The 20,738-nt window shown below is 60.6% G+C and carries 19 protein-coding genes and 2 pseudogenes; 13 read left to right on the top strand and 8 right to left on the bottom strand.

The features are described from left to right. Nucleotides 1–217: 217 nt before the first annotated feature. Together M2397_RS07865 and xerC are read left to right on the top strand one after the other, a co-directional pair. A complete protein-coding gene (locus tag M2397_RS07865; RefSeq protein WP_259242589.1) occupies nt 218–1,036 on the top strand; it encodes a M949_RS01915 family surface polysaccharide biosynthesis protein in 819 nt (272 codons plus the stop codon). A gap of 108 nt (nt 1,037–1,144) precedes the next feature. After that, complete coding sequence (xerC, locus tag M2397_RS07860; protein WP_184742272.1) at nt 1,145–2,059, top strand: tyrosine recombinase XerC; 915 nt, start codon at nt 1,145–1,147, stop codon at nt 2,057–2,059. A 43-nt stretch (nt 2,060–2,102) separates the two neighbouring features. Here the strand turns inward: xerC and M2397_RS07855 are convergent, their stop codons facing one another. Beyond that, nucleotides 2,103–2,960 carry an SDR family oxidoreductase gene (locus tag M2397_RS07855; protein ID WP_092484302.1) on the bottom strand — a complete coding sequence of 286 codons (858 nt, stop codon included), beginning with the start codon at nt 2,958–2,960 and terminating at the stop codon, nt 2,103–2,105. Between the two features lie 100 nt (nt 2,961–3,060). Then, nucleotides 3,061–4,269: a multidrug effflux MFS transporter gene (locus tag M2397_RS07850; RefSeq protein ID WP_259242588.1), complete on the bottom strand. Its 1,209-nt coding sequence runs from the start codon at nt 4,267–4,269 to the stop codon at nt 3,061–3,063. Nucleotides 4,270–4,405: 136 nt separating this feature from the next. Here M2397_RS07850 and M2397_RS30445 point away from each other — a divergent pair. From M2397_RS30445 to M2397_RS07830, 5 genes and pseudogenes are all read left to right on the top strand, one after another. Beyond that, nucleotides 4,406–5,161: pseudogene (locus M2397_RS30445) on the top strand (MCP four helix bundle domain-containing protein); the annotation flags it as partial. Continuing rightward, nucleotides 5,156–6,019, top strand: coding sequence for a methyl-accepting chemotaxis protein (locus M2397_RS30440; protein WP_371920991.1), 864 nt, complete (start codon nt 5,156–5,158; stop codon nt 6,017–6,019). The pseudogene M2397_RS30445 and the gene M2397_RS30440, both read left to right, overlap by 6 nt. A gap of 200 nt (nt 6,020–6,219) precedes the next feature. Then, nucleotides 6,220–7,140: a ribokinase gene (rbsK, locus tag M2397_RS07840; RefSeq protein WP_259242587.1), complete on the top strand. Its 921-nt coding sequence runs from the start codon at nt 6,220–6,222 to the stop codon at nt 7,138–7,140. 28 nt (nt 7,141–7,168) lie between these two features. After that, the gene (gene fucP / locus M2397_RS07835; RefSeq protein ID WP_131696278.1) at nt 7,169–8,500 is read left to right on the top strand and encodes an L-fucose:H+ symporter permease; all 1,332 of its coding nucleotides are present in this window, start codon (nt 7,169–7,171) and stop codon (nt 8,498–8,500) included. Beyond that, nucleotides 8,497–9,543 carry an aldose 1-epimerase family protein gene (locus tag M2397_RS07830; protein ID WP_145337835.1) on the top strand — a complete coding sequence of 349 codons (1,047 nt, stop codon included), beginning with the start codon at nt 8,497–8,499 and terminating at the stop codon, nt 9,541–9,543. The genes fucP and M2397_RS07830 overlap by 4 nt, the downstream gene beginning before the upstream one ends. Here M2397_RS07830 and deoR read toward each other — a convergent pair. After that, nucleotides 9,540–10,298 (bottom strand): DNA-binding transcriptional repressor DeoR, encoded by a 759-nt coding sequence (gene deoR / locus M2397_RS07825; protein ID WP_131696280.1) that lies wholly within the window; start codon nt 10,296–10,298, stop codon nt 9,540–9,542. The two genes, M2397_RS07830 and deoR, sit on opposite strands and share 4 nt — an antisense overlap. 128 nt (nt 10,299–10,426) lie before the next feature. Here deoR and deoC point away from each other — a divergent pair, with 128 nt between their 5' ends. The 6 genes and pseudogenes from deoC (at nt 10,427) to M2397_RS07795 (ending at nt 14,568) form a co-directional block, all read left to right on the top strand. Continuing rightward, complete coding sequence (deoC, locus tag M2397_RS07820) at nt 10,427–11,110, top strand: deoxyribose-phosphate aldolase (RefSeq protein ID WP_259242586.1); 684 nt, start codon at nt 10,427–10,429, stop codon at nt 11,108–11,110. A gap of 189 nt (nt 11,111–11,299) precedes the next feature. After that, entirely contained in the window at nt 11,300–11,659 is a 360-nt protein-coding gene (locus M2397_RS07815; protein WP_131696282.1) for a response regulator, read from the top strand. Beyond that, complete coding sequence (locus M2397_RS07810) at nt 11,659–12,270, top strand: chemotaxis protein CheC (protein WP_131696283.1); 612 nt, start codon at nt 11,659–11,661, stop codon at nt 12,268–12,270. The genes M2397_RS07815 and M2397_RS07810 overlap by 1 nt, the downstream gene beginning before the upstream one ends. 11 nt (nt 12,271–12,281) lie before the next feature. Then, nucleotides 12,282–13,610, top strand: a complete 1,329-nt coding sequence (locus tag M2397_RS07805; protein WP_259242585.1) for an ATP-binding protein — start codon at nt 12,282–12,284, stop codon at nt 13,608–13,610. Between the two features lie 2 nt (nt 13,611–13,612). After that, nucleotides 13,613–13,994, top strand: a pseudogene (locus M2397_RS07800) (response regulator); the annotation flags it as partial. Nucleotides 13,995–14,163: 169 nt separating this feature from the next. Next, nucleotides 14,164–14,568, top strand: coding sequence for a DUF2251 domain-containing protein (locus M2397_RS07795; RefSeq protein WP_131696286.1), 405 nt, complete (start codon nt 14,164–14,166; stop codon nt 14,566–14,568). Between the two features lie 288 nt (nt 14,569–14,856). Here the strand turns inward: M2397_RS07795 and M2397_RS07790 are convergent, their stop codons facing one another. The 5 genes from M2397_RS07790 to M2397_RS07770 form a co-directional block, all read right to left on the bottom strand. Next, a complete protein-coding gene (locus M2397_RS07790; protein WP_259242584.1) occupies nt 14,857–15,090 on the bottom strand; it encodes an MFS transporter in 234 nt (77 codons plus the stop codon). A 510-nt stretch (nt 15,091–15,600) separates the two neighbouring features. After that, nucleotides 15,601–16,827, bottom strand: coding sequence for a RhtX/FptX family siderophore transporter (locus tag M2397_RS07785; protein WP_040268335.1), 1,227 nt, complete (start codon nt 16,825–16,827; stop codon nt 15,601–15,603). 13 nt (nt 16,828–16,840) lie between these two features. Beyond that, nucleotides 16,841–18,331: a PepSY domain-containing protein gene (locus M2397_RS07780; protein ID WP_259242583.1), complete on the bottom strand. Its 1,491-nt coding sequence runs from the start codon at nt 18,329–18,331 to the stop codon at nt 16,841–16,843. Beyond that, nucleotides 18,328–18,609 (bottom strand): hypothetical protein, encoded by a 282-nt coding sequence (locus tag M2397_RS07775; RefSeq protein ID WP_034097888.1) that lies wholly within the window; start codon nt 18,607–18,609, stop codon nt 18,328–18,330. Before M2397_RS07775 ends, M2397_RS07780 begins: the two co-directional genes overlap by 4 nt. Continuing rightward, a complete protein-coding gene (locus M2397_RS07770) occupies nt 18,609–20,681 on the bottom strand; it encodes a TonB-dependent siderophore receptor (protein ID WP_405046418.1) in 2,073 nt (690 codons plus the stop codon). The genes M2397_RS07775 and M2397_RS07770 overlap by 1 nt, the downstream gene beginning before the upstream one ends. Between the last annotated feature and the right edge of the window lie 57 nt (nt 20,682–20,738).

The raw sequence follows: 20,738 nt of genomic DNA, 5'->3' as shown, positions 1-20,738 counted from the left end.
AGGTAGACAGCTAGTGTTCAGCTACTTAATTAAGGCGATAAAGGCGTTATAAATTGGGCGAAACACGAACGGTTTGTATGTCGTGGGCCGGACTTGCCGAATACCGGCCGCCGTATCGCCCCGTGCGACTGCCTGCTGTGCATTTATATTGAAGAATCTTCTCTGCAATGCGCCTCAAGTGCCGGTAAAGTAAGCCATCTCTTGCCAGGGTACTCGGATGAATAGCGTGCAGCGTGTAGGCGGCCAATGGCGGCCCGTCTTGATGGGATTGTTGATGACGGTAGCGTGCGTCCCCACCGGACGGGCAGATGACGGCGTGGCACTCACCACCCTCGCTCAAGTGCCTGAGGGCGTTGAAGTACGCGGCAGGCAGGTCGCCGCCTATACCTGGGATGACCACCAGGGCAAGAACCTGCTGGTGCTCGCTGAGCAAGTCAGTGAGCGTGAGGACGATGGTACCCAATCGGCATTTGTTTACGCGGCGCAATACCTGATCGACGGCGACCGCCCCAAGCGCATGTGGATGCTCTACGACGACGTACAGCATTGCGAATTCGATGCGGCGCTGCACTTCGACATGGCGGCGACCAAGGTCACCGACCTCAGCGGTGATGGCATCACCCAGGCCACCGTGGGTTATTCGCGCACCTGCACCAGCGATGTCAGCCCCAATGAATTCAAGCTGATCATGCATGTCGGCAAGTCGCAGAAGTATCGCCTGCGCGGTGTCGACCGGGTGGGCGCGGCCTGGTGGGATGAAGAGGCCGGTGCGCTGCGTGGCATGCCGCTGCCCAAGGATTGCAGTGTGGCCGGGCAGCAGGCGCTGGTCAGCCAATACAAGGAGCAGGGCACCGAGTTGCCATTGCCGGGCTGCTATGACAACGAGAAGGACTTCGCCAAGGCGCCGGAGGCTTACCTGACCTTTATGCGCCAGCACTGGTTCGCGCTGATGCAGAAGCAGGACACCGAATGGAACCAGACCCAAACCCAGACCCAGTCGCAGGCACCCACGGAGGATGACGACACGGCCCCGTGATTTTGTGCCAGGACTTCTCCTGGGTTAGACTCGGCCTTCGCCAATTCACTAAATACCTCGATTAAACAATGGTTTGTTTGAGGTATTTAATCCAAAGGCTGATCTACCTTGACTGAGTCTATCCGCAACCCACTGACCCTCTACCTCACTCGCCTGGCCCCCTCCAGCCAACTGACCATGCGCTATGTGCTGCAGGATGCCGCCGACCGCCTGGGCTACGAGGACATCAACCTCGAAGACATCGACTGGCATCTGCTGCAACCCGAACACGTCATTGCCCTGGTCGCTGCTTTGCGCGAAGACGGCTACGCGCCGAATACCTCGTCGCTGTATGTGAATGCGGTGCGCGGGGTGATGAACGAGGCCTGGCGCATGAGCCTGATCAGCCAGGAACACCTGTTGAAAATGCGCACGGTCAAGGCCACGCCCGGCACTCGCCTGGGCCAGGGCCGTAATCTGCGGCGCACGTTGATCCGGGAAATGATGGAAGTCTGCGCCGCTGACCCGCGTCCCCAGGGCCTGCGGGATGCAGCGGTGATCGGCATCCTGTATGGCTCGGGAATGCGCAAATCGGAGTCGGTCAACCTCGACCTGGCGCAGATTAACTTCGCTGAGCGCAGCTTGCGGGTGATTGGCAAGGGCAATAAGGAACTGGTCAAGTATGCGCCGGGCTGGGCTTTCGCCAAGTTGCAGGCATGGTTGGCCTTCAGGCGCGAGCAGCTCAAGGATGGCGAGCAGGACGATAGCTTCCTGTTCAACCGCATACGCCGGGGCAGTCATATCACCCGCGAACGTATCACCAAGCACGCGATTTACTACATCGCCCGCCAACGCGGTGAGCAGGTGGGGGTGAAGATCATGCCCCACGATTTCCGCCGCTCGTTCATCACGCGGGTGATCGAGGAGCATGACCTGTCGATTGCACAAAAGCTGGCGCATCACACCAATATCCAGACCACCGCCAGCTATGACGTACGTGACGACAATGAGCGGCGGCGGGCAGTGGATCGGTTCGATTTGTAGGCGATCAGCGCCGTTTTACGTAGCGCTCGCAAGAGGGGCCGGCTTAGAGAATGGGTTTGCCACCGGTGACCGCATAGCGCGAACCCGAGATGTAGCTGGCCTCATCCGATGCCAGCAGCACATAAATCGGCGCCACTTCCACCGGTTGGCCGGGGCGGCCCAATGGGGTTTCGCTGCCGAAGTTCTGCACGTCTTCATCGGTCATGGTCGCCACGATCAACGGCGTCCAGATCGGGCCGGGCGCGACGCTGTTGACGCGGATGCCCTTGCTGCCGAGTAATTGCGCCAAGCCACCGGTGAAGTTGGCGATCGCACCTTTGGTGGCGGCATAGGCCAGCAGGGTCGGCTTAGGCATGTCGGAGTTGACCGAGCTGGTGTTGATGATCGAACTGCCGGCCTTCATATGCGGCAGCGCGGCCTTGCAGATGCGAAACATAGCAGTGATGTTGATATCGAAGGTCTTGACCCATTCCTCATCCTCGATCTCTTCGAGCGTCTCGTGGGTCATCTGGAACGCAGCGTTATTCACCAATACATCGATGCGCCCGAATTGTTCCACGGTTTTGTCGACCAGCGCCTGGCAGGTGGCTTTTTGCGCGATGTCACCGGGCAGCAAAAGGCACTGGCGACCAGCTTCTTCAACCCAGCGTGCGGTTTCCCTGGCGTCTTCGTGTTCGTCCAGGTAGGCGATGGCGACGTCAGCCCCTTCACGGGCAAAGGCGATGGCCACCGCACGGCCGATGCCGCTGTCGGCACCGGTGATCAAGGCGATTTTGTTGGCCAACCGGCCGGAGCCCTTGTAACTCTGTTCCCCGCAGTCCGGGTACGGGTCCATTTTGCGCTGGGTACCAGGCACGTTTTGCGCTTGAGGGGCAAAGGGTGGGCGTGGGTAGTCAGTCATTTCCAATCTCCATAGGTTTCGAGCGGTGCTATGGGATTAGTAGTTTCATGGCCGGCGATAGTTGTAATGGATGCCGGCCAGGCCCGACGAGTGGTACCGCTCAGGAGGAGGGCGGGGCGCTCGCCAAGTGCGCCGGCAGACGGCGCAAGGTCCAGAGGACGGTGAGCATCGCCGCCACGGCACACAACGCGATGCCTGTCAGCATCGGCGCCGGTGTATGGTCGGCAAACACCCCGACCAGCGTCATCGACACTGCGGCGGTAATCATCTGGATCGCCCCCAGCAGGGCCGAGGCGGAGCCCGCCACTGCGCCGTGATCCTCCAGCGACAGCACCCCGGCCGCCGGCAACAGCAGGCCGAGAAAACCGAAGCCGATAAACAGCAGCGCCATCATCCAGGGCAGGCTATCGACCCACAGCGTGGTGGCCGCCAGCACGATCATGACAGCGGCCACCGCCGTTACCGACCAGCGAATCAGCGGCGCCAGGCCGAAGCGGGCGCTCAGGCGAGCGGTGAGTTGGCTCATGGCGAAGAACGACGCAGCGTTCAGCGCAAAACACAGGCTGAATTGCGTCGGTGTCAGGCCGAAGTACTCGATATATACGAACGGCGCACTGCCAATAAACACAAAGAAGGTGGCCAGGCCAAAACCGCATACCACCGACAAACCGATAAAAACCGGATCGCGCAGCAACGCACCGTAGCTGGCGAACGCCGTGCCCAGGGTCTTGCCCAAACGCCGTTCGGCCGGATGGGTCTCAGGCAGTTGCACGATGGTCATGACCAGGCATGCGACGGACACCACCGCCAGCACGGCAAACACTTCGCGCCAGCTCCACAGCGAGATCACCAGGCTGCCCGCCAGCGGCGCGAGGATCGGCGAAACACTCATCACCAGCATCAGCAAGGCCATCAGCCGCGCGGCTTCATGGCCGGTGTACAGATCACGCACGATCGCCCGCGGAATGACCATCCCGGCACAGGCACCGAACGCCTGCACGGCACGAAAGCCGATCAGCACTTCAATGGTGGGCGCCAGCGCGCAGCCGATACTGCCCACCGCAAAGATCAGCAGCCCGGCGTAAATCGGCGGCTTGCGCCCGAACACATCACTGATCGGCCCGTAGAACAGCTGGCACACGCCGATGATCATGAAGAACACTGTCAGGCTCATCTGCACCGCCGCCGGCGATGCCTGCAGGCTGGCGCCCAGGGTTGGCAGGGCGGGCAGGTAGATGTCGATGGCGAATGGGCCGACGGCGGTGATCAACCCGAGCAGTAGGGCGAGGTGGGCGATACTTCGAGACATGGGCAGTTCCGGGCAGAGCAAAAGTCGATCAGATTAAGGGATTCGCGCAGATCTGCAAACTTAGGCTTCACTAACTGAGATTGATGCCGATAACGGTAAGAACGTTGCTTTGACTGTTGGGTATGGGGGTGTGGGCATGACGATCAAATTACGCTTGATGTTATTGATTGCCACCGGGCTGCTCACGGCCTTGGTCATGAGCCTGGCCGGCTACCTGGGAAACGCCCGGATGAGCGAGGCGGTGCAGGATAGCGAGGTCAGCATGACGGTCCTGCGCAACCATATGGAAGCCGACATGATGCACGACGCCCTGCGTGCCGACGTGTTTTCCGCCATGCTCGTGGGGTTGGGGAAAAGCATCAGCAGCAAGGACGAGGTCAACACTTCGTTGAAGGAACACGCCGAGCACTTCCGAGAAGTACTGGGGGACAACCTTAAGCTGCCGCTGGAGGCCACGATCAAGACCAGCCTGGAAAAAATCAGACCCAGCCTGGACACCTACATCAGCGCCGCGGAGCGCATCGTCGCGTTGGCCCTGGACAATCCTGAAGCCGCTCGCGGGGAACTGGACACCTTCAACAAGGCGTTTTCCCAGCTGGAAGATCAAATGGCGGCCTTGAGCGAGCTGATCGAAAGCAATACCCATCTGACCAGCACCAGTACACGGCAGACCATCAGTCACGCCAATTTAACCTTGGCCGCCGTGCTGATCGCCAGCCTGTTACTGCTGCTGGCGCAAGGGCGCTGGGTCATCTTGAGCATCATGGGGCCGCTGCAGGCTGCCAGCCGCATCGCCGCGAGTATCGCCCGTGGCAACTTGAGCGAGCCGATCGTCGAACCCAAGCGCAAGGACGAAGCCAGTTCGTTGATCCGCAACCTCGCCATCATGCAGCGGGATTTGCGCGGCATGATCGAAGTGGTGCGCAGTAATGCCCATGGCGTCAATGGCATGAGCGAACGCTTGAGCCAGGGCTGCCATGAAGTCGCTGGCAGCAGTCAGCAGCAAAGCGCGGCCGCCAGCACCATGGCGGCAGCGGCGAGTGAAATGACCGCCAGTATCGAAGAGATTACCCGACATGCCGGGCGTGCCCTGGACATGGCCAACCAGGCTGAAGCCTTGGCCAAGGACGGCGGCCGGGTGATTCACCAGGTGGTGAAGGACATGGACGGCATTGCCCGTTCAGCGCAGCAATCGGCCCAGGTCATTCGTACGCTGGACAAGGAGTCCGAGGCGATCTTCAGCATTATCCAAGTGATCAAGGGCATCGCGGACCAAACCAACCTGTTGGCGCTGAACGCCGCGATTGAGGCCGCCCGCGCCGGAGAACAGGGGCGCGGCTTTGCGGTGGTCGCCGATGAAGTTCGCAGCCTGGCGGGCCGCACCAGCGCCTCGACCCAGGAAATTGCCAACATGGTCGGGCGTATCCAGCAAAACACCCGGGAAGCGGTGACCAGCATGGAGGAGGGCGTCACCCAGGTGGATAAAGGCATGGCGGTGACTGCCGAGGTGGAGCGCGCGATCCGCGATATTCTGCAGGCCACCCTGAATACGACCGAGTTGGTGAACGACATCTCGCGCACCATCGGTGAACAGAGCCTGGCGAGCAACGAGATCTCCCACCAGGTGGAGATGATTGCCGGGATGTCGGAAAACAACAGCCGTGTCATCGGAGAAACCGCCTCGACCACCGATGAGCTGGCCGGGTTGGCCGGCAAGTTGTCGCAGTCCGTGGATCGCTTCAGCTTGTAACGCAGCGCAGACCTGATAACCGCTTAATGGACCGGCCCCCTGTGGGCCGGTTTTTTTTGCCCGTTGCACCGACTCACCCGCAGGACTTATAGATCGGCCATTGCAAAAAAAAGATTGAATATTCACACCTAATGTTATTTAAATAACAAAACAAGAGCGCCACGACCTGCCTGGTCGTGCTGCAACAAGGTGGAACAGCAATGAGCAAGATCGCAGTCATCGGCAGCAATATGGTGGATCTGATCACCTACATCGAGCGCATGCCGGCCCAGGGCGAAACCCTGGAAGCGCCTGGCTTTGCCCTCGGGTGTGGCGGCAAGGGGGCGAACCAGGCGGTGGCGGCAGCCAAGCTTGGGGCGCAGGTGCTGATGCTGAGCAAGGTCGGCGACGACATGTTTGCCGACAACACCCTGGCCAACTTCCAGCGTTTTGGTATCGACACCCGTTATGTCCAGCGGGTGCCTGGGGTTTCCAGCGGCGTCGCGCCGATTTTTGTGCGGGCCGACTCCCACAACAGCATTCTGATCGTCAAAGGCGCCAATGCGCATTTGTTGCCGGCGGACATCGACGCGGCGGCCGCCAACCTGCGCGAGTGCACGCTGATCGTGCTGCAGTTGGAGATCAATCTGGAGACGGTCTACTACGCCATCGAATTTGCGCATCGGCACGGCATCGCGGTGCTGCTCAACCCGGCACCGGCCCTGGCCGGCCTGAGTGGGGAGCACCTCGCGTTGCTGGATTTCCTGATCCCCAACGAATCGGAACTGGCGTTGATCACCGGCCAGGTCGTGGACTCGCCGGATGCCGCCCAACGCGCCGCGCGCACGCTGGTGGCCAGCGGCATTCGCCACGTGATCGTCACCCTCGGCGAACACGGCGCGTTGTACGTGGGAGAGGAGGGGGAATTCCGGGTGCCGGGCAGAAAGGTCGTGGCACGTGACACCACGGGCGCCGGCGATGCCTTTATCGGTTGCTTTATTCAGCACTGGAGCCGCGACGGCGGTATCCGACAGGCCATGGAACAGGCCGTGGCGTATTCCGCCTGCTCAGTCATGGCGCTGGGCACCCAGACGTCTTATCCCGACAGCCAAGCGTTCGCTCGTTTCCAGCAACAGCAGTAACACTCTCAAACCAGCCCGGAGAACAATAATGAACAAACCTGCGCTGCAACAGACACCCGATGGTTTCTACCTGAACCGCACGCCCTGGTTCGCCTTTATCCTGCTGTGCAGCATCTTTGCCCTGTGGGCCGCGGCGGCGAGCATGAACGATGTGCTGATCGCACATTTCAAGAAGGCGTTTTTACTCAGTGATTTCCAGACCGCCTTTGTGCAGTCGGCGTTTTACCTGGGCTACTTTTTCGTGGCCATTCCGGCGGCGATGGTGGTGCGTCGTTTCAGCTACAAGAGCACGATCCTGATCGGCTTGCTGCTGTACATGTTCGGCTGCCTGCTGTTTTTCCCGGCGGCGTCAACGGCCAAGTACGGCATGTTCCTGCTGGCGTTGTTTGTGATTGCCGCTGGCCTGTCGTTCCTGGAAACCGCCTGCAACACCTACTCGACCCTGATGGGCCCGCGGGAAACCGGGACACGGCGCTTGAACATCTCGCAGACTTTCCACCCCTTCGGCGCGATGGCCGGGGTGTACGTCGGCAGCTTCGTGATGTTCAAGGACACCGACGCCACCACGGAACAACTGACGCAGATGAGCGCCTCCGAGGCCGCTGTGCAGCAGTTGCAAATGATCCAGTCCACGCTGTTGCCCTACAAGTGGATGATTGCCGTGCTGGTACTGATGTTTATCCTGGTCGCCATCACCCGATTCCCCGCCTGCAAGGGCAATAAACCCGCTGACAGCAAGCCTGGCAGCCTGCGCCAAAGCCTGGGTCGGTTGTGGCGTAACCCGCGTTTTACCTTTGGCGTATTGGCGCAGTTTCTCTACGTGGGCGCGCAGGTCGGCGTGTGGAGTTTCACCATTCGCCTGGCCATGCAAATGGGCGGAATGAACGAGCGCAGCGCTTCATGGTTTTTGCTGACCACCTTTGCCGCCTACTTTGTCGGCAAGATGATCGCCAACCTGTTGATGCGCCGCCTGCACCCGGCCAAGGTCCTGGCGATCTATGGTGTGCTGTGCATTGTGCTGCTGGCCTACACCATTCTGGTGCCGAACATTTCGGCGGTGTATGCAGCGGTCGGCGTGAGTATTTTCCTCGGCCCGTGCTGGCCGACCATTTACGGCCTGACCATCGATGGCCTGGGTGAAGACACCGGCGTCGGCGGTTCATTACTGGTGATGAGCATCGTCGGCGGCGGGGTGATTCCAATCTTCCAGGGCCTGTTGTCCGACGCCAGCGGCGGCAACATGCAACTGGCTTACAGCGTGCCGTTGCTGTGCTTTATCGTGATCGTGATGTATGCGCTCAAATGCATGCGCCAATCCGCGACCTTGCCTTCGGGCGCAGCAGCGGCGGTGGCCTCATGAACACGCGTATCCCGCTGTATCCCGCGGTGTTTACCGAGCAGGAAAAGATCCTGCTGCAGTCTGAGGATTTCAAGGTGAGCGCCTGGACCTACCCGTCCGGGGTGCTGGCCGTGAGCCTGGAGAACAGCCGTGGACGCCTGGTGGTGCTGCCTTATCAAGGGCAGATGATCTGGTCGGCGGTGTTCGACGGCTGCGACCTGACCATGAGCAACCTGTTCGAGCAACCTCGGCCCAGCCCGACGGTCATCGATACCTATGGCTGCTTCATGTTTCACAGTGGTCTGCTGCGCAACGGTTGCCCGGCGCCGGATGACACCCACGCCTTGCATGGCGAAATGCCTTGCGCCCCGATGGACTCGGCCTGGCTGGAAATCGGCGAGGGCATTGTGCGCCTGGGCGGTCGCTATCAATACGCCAAGGGCTTCGGCGATCGCTACCGGGCGTGCCCCAGCGTGACCCTGCGCGCCGACTCGGCTTTGTTCGATATCGACATGGAGGTGACGAACCTGGCCGGCAAGCCTATGGAGCTGATGTACATGGCCCACATGAACTACGCCTTTGTTGCCGATGCGCGGTTTGTCGAGCCATTGGGCATGCAACGCCTGCGCCTGCGTACCAGCATTCCTGACCACGTCAAGCCGACGCCGGACTGGAGCGCCTACATGGCGCAACTCGCCGAGCAGCCCGGGCAATTGGCGTGTCTTGATCAGCCAGGGTTGTACGACCCTGAAATCGTGTTTTTCTTCGACGGCGTCGGCACAGATGCCACCGGCCAGGCGCATTTCCTGCTGGATCACCCCGACGGCGCGGCGTTCTACACCCGCTATCGCCCCGAACAATTCGAGCACGCCGCACGCTGGATCCTGCACACGCCGGATCAGCAAGTGGCGGCGTTCGTGCTGCCATCGACGTGCGAACCCGAGGGCTATAACGCCGAGAAAGCCAAAGGCAACGTGCGTGTGTTGGCAGCGGGAGCCAGCGCCTCGTTCAGTGTGACCACGGGCTATCTGAGTGCGCAGGAACGGTTGCGGTTGCTGGGTTAAACCAGCAATTGCGCGCCGTGGGCCTGGATGGCTTCCTTGTAGCTGCGGGGGATTTTCTTGTCGCTGACCACGTACTGAAAGTCCTCCAGGGTGGCGAAGTGAGCCGTGCGCACCGTGTCGAACTTGCTGAAGTCGGCGAGCAACACGCGTTGCTGGGCCTGGCGCATGACCTTTTGCTTGACCTCGACCTCGTTGAAGTTGAAGCACGTCACGCCGAATTCCTGGCTGACACCCGCGGCAGTCACGAAGGCCCAGGTCAGGCGCACGCTGTCGAGGATGCTGCTTTCGGCCGTGTTTTCAAACACCTGGTTCTTGCGGTGAAAGGTCCCGCCGCACAACACGATGTGGCAGTTGGGCTTGCCATGCAGCTTAAGCAGCACGTTCAGCGAGCTGCACACCGCAGTGAATTCCAGCTCATCGGGGATGAAGTCAATCACAAAGGGGGAGGTGGTGCCGCAGTCGAAAAACACCGTGTCACCGGGCTGGATCAGCCGCGCGGCGAGTTTGCCGATGCGGCGCTTTTCCTCGACGTGGCGCGTGTCCTGCTCGGCAACCCGGTAATCGCTGACCTCACTGCCGACGCGGGTGATGTAGCCACCCAGCAGGCGCAGGTGATCGCTGAAGTGGTTGAGATCGCGGCGCAGGGTCATCTCCGAAACCTCCAGCAGCGCCGCCATTTCCCTCAGGTGAATGGCGTTCTGGTCCTGCAAGGCTTGTTGGATAAGCTTGAGTCGCTCGGCTTTTCTACTGTCCACGAGTATTCCAGGGCTTGATTGTTTGTGTTAGATAAGTAACATTTAGTGTTATTATTGTAACGTATTAGTGTGAGCGCTGTGACAGGCGGCACACGATCATTCGCAACATACAGGCAAGGGCTCGTTAAATGAACACTCTTCAACCCGCAGCATTGGCCAAGTACATCGATCACACCTTGCTGGCTCCCGATGCCTCCCGTGAGCAGATTCGCACCTTGTGCGAGGAAGCCCGGGAGCACGGTTTTTATTCGGTGTGCCTGAACTCAGGGCAGGTGCCTTACGCCGCATCGTGCCTGGCCGATGACCGCGTGGTGATTTGTGCCGTGGTGGGCTTTCCGCTGGGCGCCGGCCTGAGTGACACCAAGGCCTTCGAAGCCGAACAGGCGATTGCCGCCGGGGCAGGGGAGATCGACATGGTGCTCAATATCGGCTGGTTGAAGGACGGTTTGCTGGAGGCGGTGCGCGAAGACATTGCGTTGGTCCACAAGGCGTGCGGCGCCGTGCCGTTGAAGGTCATCCTGGAAACCTGCCTGCTTGATGACGAAGAGAAGGTCCAGGCCTGTAAAATCTGCCGGGACTTGGGTGTGGCGTTCGTCAAGACGTCCACCGGGTTCAGCCGAGGCGGTGCCACCGCCGAAGACGTGGCCCTGATGCGTAAAACCGTGGGCGCCGGGGTTGGGGTCAAGGCTTCCGGGGGCGTGCGCGATTATCCGACGGCACTGAAGATGATTGAAGCCGGGGCAACACGCTTGGGCAGCAGTTCGGGGGTTGCGATTGTCGGCGGGGCGATGACGGCGGCGAGTGGTTACTGAGCTTCGGGCCGACGCTTGGTGACCTGTCGGGAAATCCCGACAGCCTTCGCACATCATTAGAGCAATATCGGGATTTCCTCATGGCTCTTTGCTATATGTCACGCTAGAGTGATTGGAAGATTTAATGAAGTCTTGATTTCTCCGGCCTCGGCCGAGGCCGCAGGACACTTCATACCTGTGGAGTGCACCATGAAAGTTCTAATCGCCGATGACTCATCCATGTCCCGCAAGATGGTCTTGCGTTCCCTGCCTGAATCACTGACCGAAGATGTTCGCCAAGCCTGTAATGGTGCCGAGGTGATGGAGGCCTACCACGCCGGGCACGTCGATCTGCTTTTTCTCGACCTCACCATGCCCGTCATGGACGGTTTCCAGACGCTGGAGGCGCTCAAGCGCGAAGACGCCAATGTGGTCGTCGTGGTGATCAGCGCAGACATCCAGCCCCTCGCCAGGCAGCGCGTATTCGACCTAGGCGCTGCTGCATTCGTCGCCAAGCCAGTTACGGCAGAAGCCGTACTCAATGCTTTGCACGTCATAGGAGTGCTTTGATGGAAACCTTGGCCGAGCTCACCGAAGACCAACGTGACGCCCTGCAGGAACTGATGAACATCGCCATGGGACAGGCGGCCGAGCGACTGGCCCTGCTGACCAATACCATGGTGACGCTTTCGGTTCCTTTTATTCACCCGCTGATTCGGGAACAGAATAACCTGGCGATCCCGGAGCATCTGCGCCGAAGCTTCATGATTGTCACCCGTCAGTCTTTCCTGGGGGAGTTACGCGGAGAAGTGTTCGTGTGTTTTGGCGCCATGGGGGCAGATGAACTGGCCGAGCTGCTGGGCTACAAGGGCGGCGGCCTGGCCCAGCAGGACGAGTTGATGCTTGATGTCACCAATATCCTGACCGGCGCCTGCATCAGTGGGCTGGCAAGACAGGTGGCGACTCAAGTGAGCTATGACGCACCCTCCATTCTCGTCCACAGGGAGCAGGAAGCGAATGCACTGGATGAATTGAACCTGAATGAACACCTTGCGATGGTGTTGGAAATCCGTTTCGAGGTTCAGGCTCATCAATTCTCCTGCGACCTGCTGATCTGCATCACTGAACGTACAGCAGGCGTTGTCGTTCGAGCCATTGATCGTTTGCTGGACGAGCTTTGAAGGGGGCTCCCATGACAGACAATAAGGCAATCTCCCGGGAAACCCTTGAGTCGATGCTCAAGGCCATCAACATGGGCGTGCTGCTGGTCGACCAGGACTGCAAGGTGCTGTTCTCCAATCACTTTATGTCCATCAACAGCGGCCGCAGCGCTGAAGAACTGATCGGCCGTACGCTGTTCGAAGCTTTTCCGGAACTGCCGGAAGTCTGGACCCGGCAGAAGATCAACAGCGTCATGACTCTGCAAAACTTTGCTTTCACTTCGTGGCAGCAACGACCGCACCTGTTCAATTTCGAAAGCACCCGGCCCATCAGTGGCATGGTCCGGCACATGTATCAGAACTGCACCTTCTTCCCCGTGCAAGATGCCGATGGCAGCAATCTTGGCGTGGGCCTGGCCATCAGTGACACGACCGATACCGCTGCGCGTCAAATCGAGCTGACGCACCTCAACCAGTTGCTGGAAGAAGAAAAGGGCGCCCAGGCGCTGCTTATCGCGCGGCTCGAAGAGGCACAGGCGCAGTTGCTGCAGTCCGAGAAAATGGCCGCGATAGGGCAACTGGCTGCCGGCGTGGCCCACGAGATCAATAACCCGATCGGTTTCGTTTGTTCCAACGTCAACAGCCTGCGCCGTTACCTCGTGGACATCTTCGCGCTGCTCGAGGCCCATGAACAGGCGACCGATGACACGCATGCCAGTGCTCATCCCGAGCTAGCGGTGATGCGGGACAAGATGGATTACACCTTCATGCGCCAGGACATCGACGACCTGCTGGCCGAGTCGGCCGACGGGCTTGACCGGGTCACTCGCATAGTCAAGGACCTGCGCGAGTTCTCCCATGTCGACAGTTATGAATGGCAGTTGGCCGATCTGCACAAGGGGCTGGACAGCACCCTCAACGTTATCTGGAACGAGATCAAGTTCAAGGCTCAGGTGATCAAGTGCTACGGCGATGTCGAGCCCATCGAATGCATGGGCTCACAGATCAATCAGGTTTTCCTGAACTTGCTCATCAATGCAAGCCATGCCGTGGGTGCCGACGGCGAAATCACCATTAGCAGCGGGAGGGAAGACGGCGGCGTGTTCGTCGAGATCGCCGACAACGGTCATGGCATTCCCCTTGAAATCCAGAACCGGATATTCGAACCGTTCTTCACAACCAAGCCGGTGGGCATGGGGTCGGGCCTTGGCCTGTCGTTGTCGTACAGCATCATGGTCAAGCACCATGGACGGCTCACCGTCGAAAGTGAGCCGGGCAGGGGGAGTCGCTTCCGCGCGTGGTTACCATTACGCCAGCCGGTGATACAGGCTGTCTCTACTTGCGCCGTTGAAGGACGCTGATCATGAATAGGCTGTCTTCCAGCGTAAAACGGCATACCGTCATGCTGGTGGATGATGAAGAAAGTATCCTCAACAGCCTCCGACGCCTGCTGCGCGCAAAGCCTTACGACTTGCTTCTGGCCACGAGCGGGGCCCAGGCGCTGAGTCTTTTCGAACAACATCCTGTCGACCTGATCGTCTGCGACGCGCGCATGCCGTTCATGGACGGACCGACCTTGCTGCGCGAGGTGCATAGGCGCGATCCGCAATGCGTAAATATCCTGCTGACCGGTTATGCCGATATGAGCATGATCACGCAGGTACATCAGCAAGCCCTGGAATGATGAAGAGCTCAAGCTCACTCTCGATCAGGCTCTGGAAATGAAGAGAGCGTCCGGTGAGCGTAACCCTCCGAATACGCCCCAACCCTATAACTCAACTAAATGACTATTTAGTTTAGTTATTCTTTTTGTTTTTTTTGTGGGCGGCATAGGGCAGTTTAATCGTTGTCACCCAACCGTGGACTGTTGGTATTCTTTATGGCTGAAACATTCAACTCGTAAAGGAATACCCGATGCCAATATACCTCGCTGCCGAATCAGAACTGCACGTGGGTCAAAACTCATTCACAGAAGCACCTGCGGAAGAAGGAACTTGCGTTGTCGTATTCGAAGACGACGAAGACACCGGCTATTTCTACGCTCTGGATACAGCGGCTGAAAGCAACCCGATTCAAGACGCGCTGCATATCTACAACGTTGCGGACGTTTCAGACAAACATAAACCCTCCAGTTTGAAGATCGGTTGGTCCGTTGATCACACCAAGGCCGTGTTGCTAATCAACGATTATCCGCATGCCATATTCGATTTCACGGCGAAACAAGGCTATTGCCGTACCGGGTTCCCACCGCAGACTGGCAATGGTTGGTCTGAACATGGCCACGATTGGGATGATGCTGCGCTTGAGCTGTTCGCATGAGTATGAGGATGAGCCTGGGTTAGCCAGGCTTTTTCTTCTGCGCAAAGGATCTACCAGGTTTAACGGGCAGGCAGCGCCACAGCGAGTGTCGTCATCGTGTTTTTCCATCAGGCGAGAAACAGGGGGGGCCGCTTGGTGAAAAGCGCCAAGCAGAGCCCAACGAGGACATTCTGTTGGTTCGCATAATGTATATTATGTTAAATCATGTATCAGGCTCAGCCACTTCGGTTCGTGTCCAATCCCACATACCTCCGGTCAAATCCCCACAAACCCCCGTTTCCGAGAAAATCAAAAGCTCTGTTCGGGGGTCAGCAATGCGGTCGTGGTGGCACCAACAACCGCCCCCACCAAAACCGCGGCCGCCTGGCTGGCAGAACGCCAACTGACCAGATAGCAGCGTTGATTGCGCGCCGCCAGCTCCATCAGCACCACGGACGACACCCCGATCTCCCCTCCGGTCGCGAACCCTTGCAGCAACCGCGAGAGCACCAGCCACCGTGGCGGTGACGCCGATCGATGCATGCGTCGGCATTGACGCGATCAAGGCGGTACCGGCTGCCATCAATAGATTGGTGACATTCAAGCCGGCTTTTCGCCCTTTGCGGTCGGCGAGGTTGCCGATCACTATTGCGCCCAGCGGGCGCATCGCTAAACCGATGCCAACGACTGTCGCCAGTATCACCTTCTTCGATTGCCTGAAGGTCACCGGACAATCGCCAGATTCAAGATAAGACATTTAGGCCGAGGTCCCGTCGAGTCAATCAAAGCGCGCTGGGTAGCGAACACGTGGGCCCAAAAGGCCCCTCATGGGCACGTTGGGCGCTAACAGCTCGATCGACGGGCTATTGATTTGTAGTAGCGTCCTGGCGGGAGCATCCTACGGAACAATATCAGGCTTGTATGTACCCCTTTTATAACGCCAGCAGGCGCGCACTCACTGCGGCTCCGCGCCGCACGCTTGATGTCGGAAGATCACGAGCGCTCGCACTGATTGACCCGTTGAGCGCCTTTGACGATCGCCCAACCTATCAATCAGCCCGCGGCTCTTTCCCCCACACGTTGACGTGACACATTCAACGCCACCAACGACGCCAGGATCGCCATCACCATCCCCGCGAGAAACCCACCGCTATACCCCGCCTGCGCAGTCAACCCCACCAGCAAGGTCGAAGACAGCATTTCCCCCAGATCACGCGTGCTTTGCACGGCGGTCATGTCCGTACCGGCCTGGTCGCTTTGCGCGGCGAAGGCCATGGAGGCAGTCATGATCACCACCGAGGTGGCGCCGGTCGCGAACGAGCCCAGGCCCACGGCCAACCAGATCAGTCCGGTTTGCGTGGCAAGCATGCCGTTGGCTTGCAGCAGCCAGGTCAACGCGGCAGCGCCGGCCATGCCTACCGCCAGGATGAACGTCGGCCACAGCCCCAACACCCGGATCAACCACGCACCACCGCCGCAGCCGAGGACGATGGTGACCACGCCGCCGCTCATGCCCAGTTGGCCGATAGCCTGCAAGGACCAACCGGCGTCATTCAGGAACAGCTTTGACAAGCCAAAACCCGACACTGACGTCATGGCCGACAACAAGGCCAGCACCACCAGCGCCAGCGCCTTCGGCCGCCTGATGAACCGCCATAATGAGGCATGCGCCACATCTGGCTGTTTTTCCTTGGCCGGTGCCACGTGCAGCCAGCCGACGCACACCAGACTCAACAACGGCACCAAAGCCAGCAGACTGAACGCGCTGGTTTGCCCCAGGTAGCCGCTAAGCAGCAAGGTGCCGGCGCCGCCAACGAAGAAGCCGACCATGGTGCCGCCCACTTGAATGGCGTTAATCCGCGCGAGCATGTTGCCGCTAAAGTACTCGGCCGCCATGCCGTCGGTGGCGATGTCCTGGGTGGCGCTGGCCAGCGAGGCAACAATCAGCAGGCCCACGGCGATGCCTGCCGTCTCGACGCGCAGGCCGATGCTTGCCAGGCAGGCAATGCACAGCAGCACCAGTATCTGCATGGGAATGATCCAACTGCGGCGCCGTCCCAGGCGTGGGCTCCAATGGTTATCCACCTGGGGCGCCCAGAGGAACTTGACCACCCACGGTATCCCCACCAACGGCAGGAAGGCCAAGGCGTGGAGCGCCGCGCCGTCATGACGCAGCAGGGTCGGCAAGGCGTCCATGGCGATGCCGAAGCAAATGCCTTGGGACAGGTACAACAGTGCAAAGGTCAGCACCATGCGCCAATGTTTCAACAGATCCAGCATTACAAGTCTCCCCTCAGGCAACATTGGCGGCGGCAGCCCGTGCCGCGCGCGTAAAAGAAATCAGGCGCCGCAATGCCCACAGGGCACTGGCCGCGCACAGCAGCAACACAAGATCGATGGGCCACAGCGGCACGCTGCCTTGTTTCAGGCTGCCGGCCAGGTGCAGCAGCGCCGCCGCCAGGAAGCCCAGGCCCGTCACGGCCAGCAGCAGGTGCAGCGGTTGATGCCTGGGGGGCATCAGGCAGGCCAGCAGCAGGCTGGCAAGCCAACCGCCCCAGAACCACCACGCCAGGTTGGCACTGCCCAGCGCCCCCGCGCAGAGCAATACCGCCGTGGCCGCCAGCAACCCGCCACCGCCGCCGACCACCAGGCGCAGTAGCACCTGCCAACCGCCGCCGGCCTTGAGGCGCCGACGCTCCAGCCACAGGTACAAGCCGCTGAGCACCAACCCCGCCGCCGCCAACGCCATGCCGAAATGCACGGCACGCAGCAGTGACCCGCCAACAGGCACCCAGCGGTAGTCGGCAAAGTGCAGCGGCTGCACCGCAATAAACGCCTGCAACCACAGACCGCGCCCGCTGGCGCTGCTGGAGCCGACGGCGAGGCCGTCAGCGGCGCGATAGGCATGCCGTTCAAAGACGGCCGTACTGGGCAGGCCTTGTTGGATACCGCTCACTTCCACCCAGGCATCCGGCTCACCCCAGTGGTGCAAGGCGACGTTTTGAGCAGAGAACCCCGGATGGGCGACGGAGTCCTGGTGCAGCAACTGATCCAGATCGACCGCCGGCGCCGAAGCCGTTGTTCGGTCGACCTGCGGCGGTGCCCCCAGCAACTGCATGAACGCTTGCTGCGGCGCGCCCGGGAACGCCTGCGCGGCTAGCCCCAAGGTGCCGAGCGCCCCTAGGCCGGACAACGCGCCAGTGATACCAAACAGCAGCAACCAGGGCCCGCACCAACGGCCGATCAGGCTGTGCAAGTCATGGGCGAACACCCGTGCCCCACGGTCGCGCCGCAGGCGCTTGAGGTCTTGCAGGCGCCCACTGTGTAATGCACTGCCTGCCCAGATCATCAGCAACAACACCACGCCCAACAAGCTGATCAAAATCCGGCCGGGAAAACCGATGAACAGACTTTTGTGCAGGTTGAACAGGATATCCGCCGCGTTGCCTGACGCCAGCTCACGGCCGCTGACGGGGTCCAAGGCGACCGTGCAGTCCTTGGGCGATGCACACAACTCGACCACCGAGTGGCGGCTGTCCGGCAAACGAATGCGCAATTCACCGAGCGCCAGGCCGCGCTCGCGAGCGATAGCCGGCCATTGCGCGACCGGTAGCGCCGGCCCGTGAGCCAACGCCGCCGGGCCGCGAAACCAGGCGCGCAAGTCTTCATGGGCCATGCTCCACGCCCCCGTCAGCAGGATCACGAACAGCAGTACTCCAAACACCCCGCCTGCCCCGGCGTGTACACGCTGGACCAATGCCCTCGGTGCGCCCATCAGGTTCATCGCCAGGCTCCATCCCAAAGCAGCCAGGGCGTAAACAGCAGCAGCCAGACGCTGGAGCGACACACCACGCGTTTGCGATCCGGCGCCAGCAACGACCACAGCAGTACCGTCACCAGAAACCCCAAGCCCAGGAACACGCCGGCATACAGCCGCTCCAGCCCACCGCCCCACGGATAATGCCGCGCCAGCAGGACGGCCAGTTGCAGGCTGCTGAGCACGCTGCCCGCCAGCGCCAGACAAATGCGCAGCGGCCAGGAACCGAGGGCCGGCGCGGCCATCAGAACGTACCTCGCAGGGTCAGATTGAGGCTGCGCGGTTCGCCATAGCGGTTGTTCCAATTGACGTTGGACAGGCTCTGGTAGTACTTGCGGTCCGCCAGATTGTTGCCGTTGACCGCGGCAGTCCAATGCTCGTCGATGCGGTAGGCGACCCGCGCATTGAGTAAGGCATAGCCGCCCTGCTCCAGGGTCACAGCCCCGGATTGGGTGGAGTAATCACTTTGCGCCTGCACGCCGGCACCGACGCTCCAGCGGCGGTCCTGCCACGGCAACTCGTACTGGGTCCACACCCGCGCCATGTGGCGCGGCGTGAAGCTGGCATAGCGCTCACCCGAAGCGTTGGTGTCCTTGAGGTACTCGGTGCTGGTGTAGGTATAACCGGCGGAGACGTTCCATTCGGGGGTGATATAACCGCTGCTCTCCAGCTCGAAGCCCTGGCTGCGCACCTTGCCGCCGCTGATGTAGTAGGTGGTCGACCCCACACCTGGATGGTCCGGGTCGACTTGCGGGTTGTTCTCCAGGTCGATACGGAACACCGCCAGCGACACATTCAAACGCCCGTCCGCCAACTCGCCCTTGATCCCGGTTTCATAGGTCTTGCCCTCCACCGGTTTGAGCAGGTCGCCGCTCCAGGTTTGCCCGGTCTGCGGCTGGTAGACCTCGGCGTAGCTGGCGTACCACGACCAGTTCTGCGCAAAGTCCCAGATCAAGCCGCCATACGGGGTTATTTCCCGGCCGGGGGTGAAGTGGCTGGTCGGCGCGTTCTGGTCCCACCAACTGGCCCGGCCGCCGATGACCAGGGTCAGCGGATCGAGCAGTTTGTAGCGGGTCAGCGCGTAGACGCCCTTGGAGGTGGTCGTCGTGGAACCGGGCGATGTGTAGGCGCCGATCCCGGGTTTGGGCACACTGCTCGGGTCCCAGCGATAGACATTCACCGGCACGTTGAGCGGCGTGGTGAACTGGGCGGTGCGCTGCTCGGTTTCGCCGTGGCTGTAGTTGGTGCCCAACAGCAACTCATGGCTGCGGCCAAACAACGAATACGGCCCATTGACCGAGGCATCCACGCTCTTTTGAGTGCTGCTGAATTTATACGCAGCGCCCATCAAGCGACCGCCATCGCCGGTGAGCGGGTCGATGGCGCCAAAAGCACCGGCATAGCGCAGGCTTGAGTCGGCATCCTGGTATTCGGCGGCGACCTTGGCTTTCCAGTTGTGATCCAGTTGCTGCTCAAGAGAGCCGAACACCCGGCGCGTGGTCCACTTGAAGCGGTCCCAGTCCACGTCCAGATAGGTGGAGCGCGACAGGTTCAGGCTCGACCCGTCCTTGGCCATGGGCACGCCGGCCATGTTGGTCACCGAATCGATGGTCTGGTATTGCGCGCCCAGGGTCAGCAGGGTGTCGGGGCTCAGATCGAATTCGGTGATGCCGTAGAGCAACTGGGTGTCTTGCTTGCCGACATCGTAGAAGTAGTCGCGATCCTCGTAGGCCGCCACCACGCGCCCACGCACGTTGCCAGTCTGGGTCAGCGGCCCGCCGACATCCACTTCGCCACGGTAACGGTCCCAGGTGCCGCCGCTGAGGGTGGTGCTGGCGGCGAATGCCTTTTGTGGGCGCTTGCGCACCAGGTTGACCGTGGCCGCCGGGTTACCGCTGCCGTGCAGCAAACCATTGGAGCCACGCAGGATTTCGACGCGCTCATACACCGCCATGTCCTGAGGCGAACCGGCGGTTTCACCGAGCATCGCCGGCACACCGTCCAATTCGAAAGAGTTGATCTTGAAGCCACGCACGTAGTACGCGGTGGTCAGCAACTGGAACGGCTGCACCGTCACGCCAGTGGCCTGCTGCATCACTTCATCGAGGCTGAACAGGTTTTGCTGCTCGATGCGCTCATGGTCGATGACGCTCACCGACTGCGGCGTTTCCCGCAGTTTGAGCGGTAGCTTGCCGATGGTGGTCACGCCGGGCGGGGTCACCTCGCCCGAGGTGTCGTCACCCGCGACCTTGATGTCAGGCAATTGCACGGTCGCAATCGCCTGTGCCAACGGGCTCAGGCCCAGCACCAGCACCATCCCCAGTTGCGCCCCATTACGTTGGAAACCCCGCCCCGCCTTTGTTGCTCCCCGGTG

Source organism: Pseudomonas sp. BIGb0381 (genome assembly GCF_024809815.1).
Lineage (GTDB): Bacteria > Pseudomonadota > Gammaproteobacteria > Pseudomonadales > Pseudomonadaceae > Aquipseudomonas.
The sequence above is the reverse complement of the archived record's forward strand: the minus strand, read 5'-3'. Positions and strand labels throughout refer to the sequence as shown.

Excerpts from the sequence above, each read along its gene's own strand:
- deoC (WP_259242586.1), top strand. The coding sequence starts at position 10,427 with ATGAACACTCTTCAACCCGCAGCATTGGCCAAGTACATCGATCACACC.
- M2397_RS07795 (WP_131696286.1), top strand. The coding sequence starts at position 14,164 with ATGCCAATATACCTCGCTGCCGAATCAGAACTGCACGTGGGTCAAAAC.
- M2397_RS07775 (WP_034097888.1), bottom strand. The coding sequence starts at position 18,609 with ATGGCCGCGCCGGCCCTCGGTTCCTGGCCGCTGCGCATTTGTCTGGCG.
- M2397_RS07830 (WP_145337835.1), top strand. The coding sequence starts at position 8,497 with ATGAACACGCGTATCCCGCTGTATCCCGCGGTGTTTACCGAGCAGGAA.
- M2397_RS07790 (WP_259242584.1), bottom strand. The coding sequence starts at position 15,090 with ATGCATCGATCGGCGTCACCGCCACGGTGGCTGGTGCTCTCGCGGTTG.
- M2397_RS07770 (WP_405046418.1), bottom strand. The coding sequence starts at position 20,681 with ATGGTGCTGGTGCTGGGCCTGAGCCCGTTGGCACAGGCGATTGCGACC.
- M2397_RS07785 (WP_040268335.1), bottom strand. The coding sequence starts at position 16,827 with ATGCTGGATCTGTTGAAACATTGGCGCATGGTGCTGACCTTTGCACTG.
- M2397_RS07780 (WP_259242583.1), bottom strand. The coding sequence starts at position 18,331 with ATGAACCTGATGGGCGCACCGAGGGCATTGGTCCAGCGTGTACACGCC.
- rbsK (WP_259242587.1), top strand. The coding sequence starts at position 6,220 with ATGAGCAAGATCGCAGTCATCGGCAGCAATATGGTGGATCTGATCACC.
- M2397_RS07815 (WP_131696282.1), top strand. The coding sequence starts at position 11,300 with ATGAAAGTTCTAATCGCCGATGACTCATCCATGTCCCGCAAGATGGTC.
- M2397_RS07810 (WP_131696283.1), top strand. The coding sequence starts at position 11,659 with ATGGAAACCTTGGCCGAGCTCACCGAAGACCAACGTGACGCCCTGCAG.
- fucP (WP_131696278.1), top strand. The coding sequence starts at position 7,169 with ATGAACAAACCTGCGCTGCAACAGACACCCGATGGTTTCTACCTGAAC.
- M2397_RS07855 (WP_092484302.1), bottom strand. The coding sequence starts at position 2,960 with ATGACTGACTACCCACGCCCACCCTTTGCCCCTCAAGCGCAAAACGTG.
- M2397_RS07805 (WP_259242585.1), top strand. The coding sequence starts at position 12,282 with ATGACAGACAATAAGGCAATCTCCCGGGAAACCCTTGAGTCGATGCTC.
- M2397_RS30440 (WP_371920991.1), top strand. The coding sequence starts at position 5,156 with ATGCAGCGGGATTTGCGCGGCATGATCGAAGTGGTGCGCAGTAATGCC.
- M2397_RS07865 (WP_259242589.1), top strand. The coding sequence starts at position 218 with ATGAATAGCGTGCAGCGTGTAGGCGGCCAATGGCGGCCCGTCTTGATG.
- M2397_RS07850 (WP_259242588.1), bottom strand. The coding sequence starts at position 4,269 with ATGTCTCGAAGTATCGCCCACCTCGCCCTACTGCTCGGGTTGATCACC.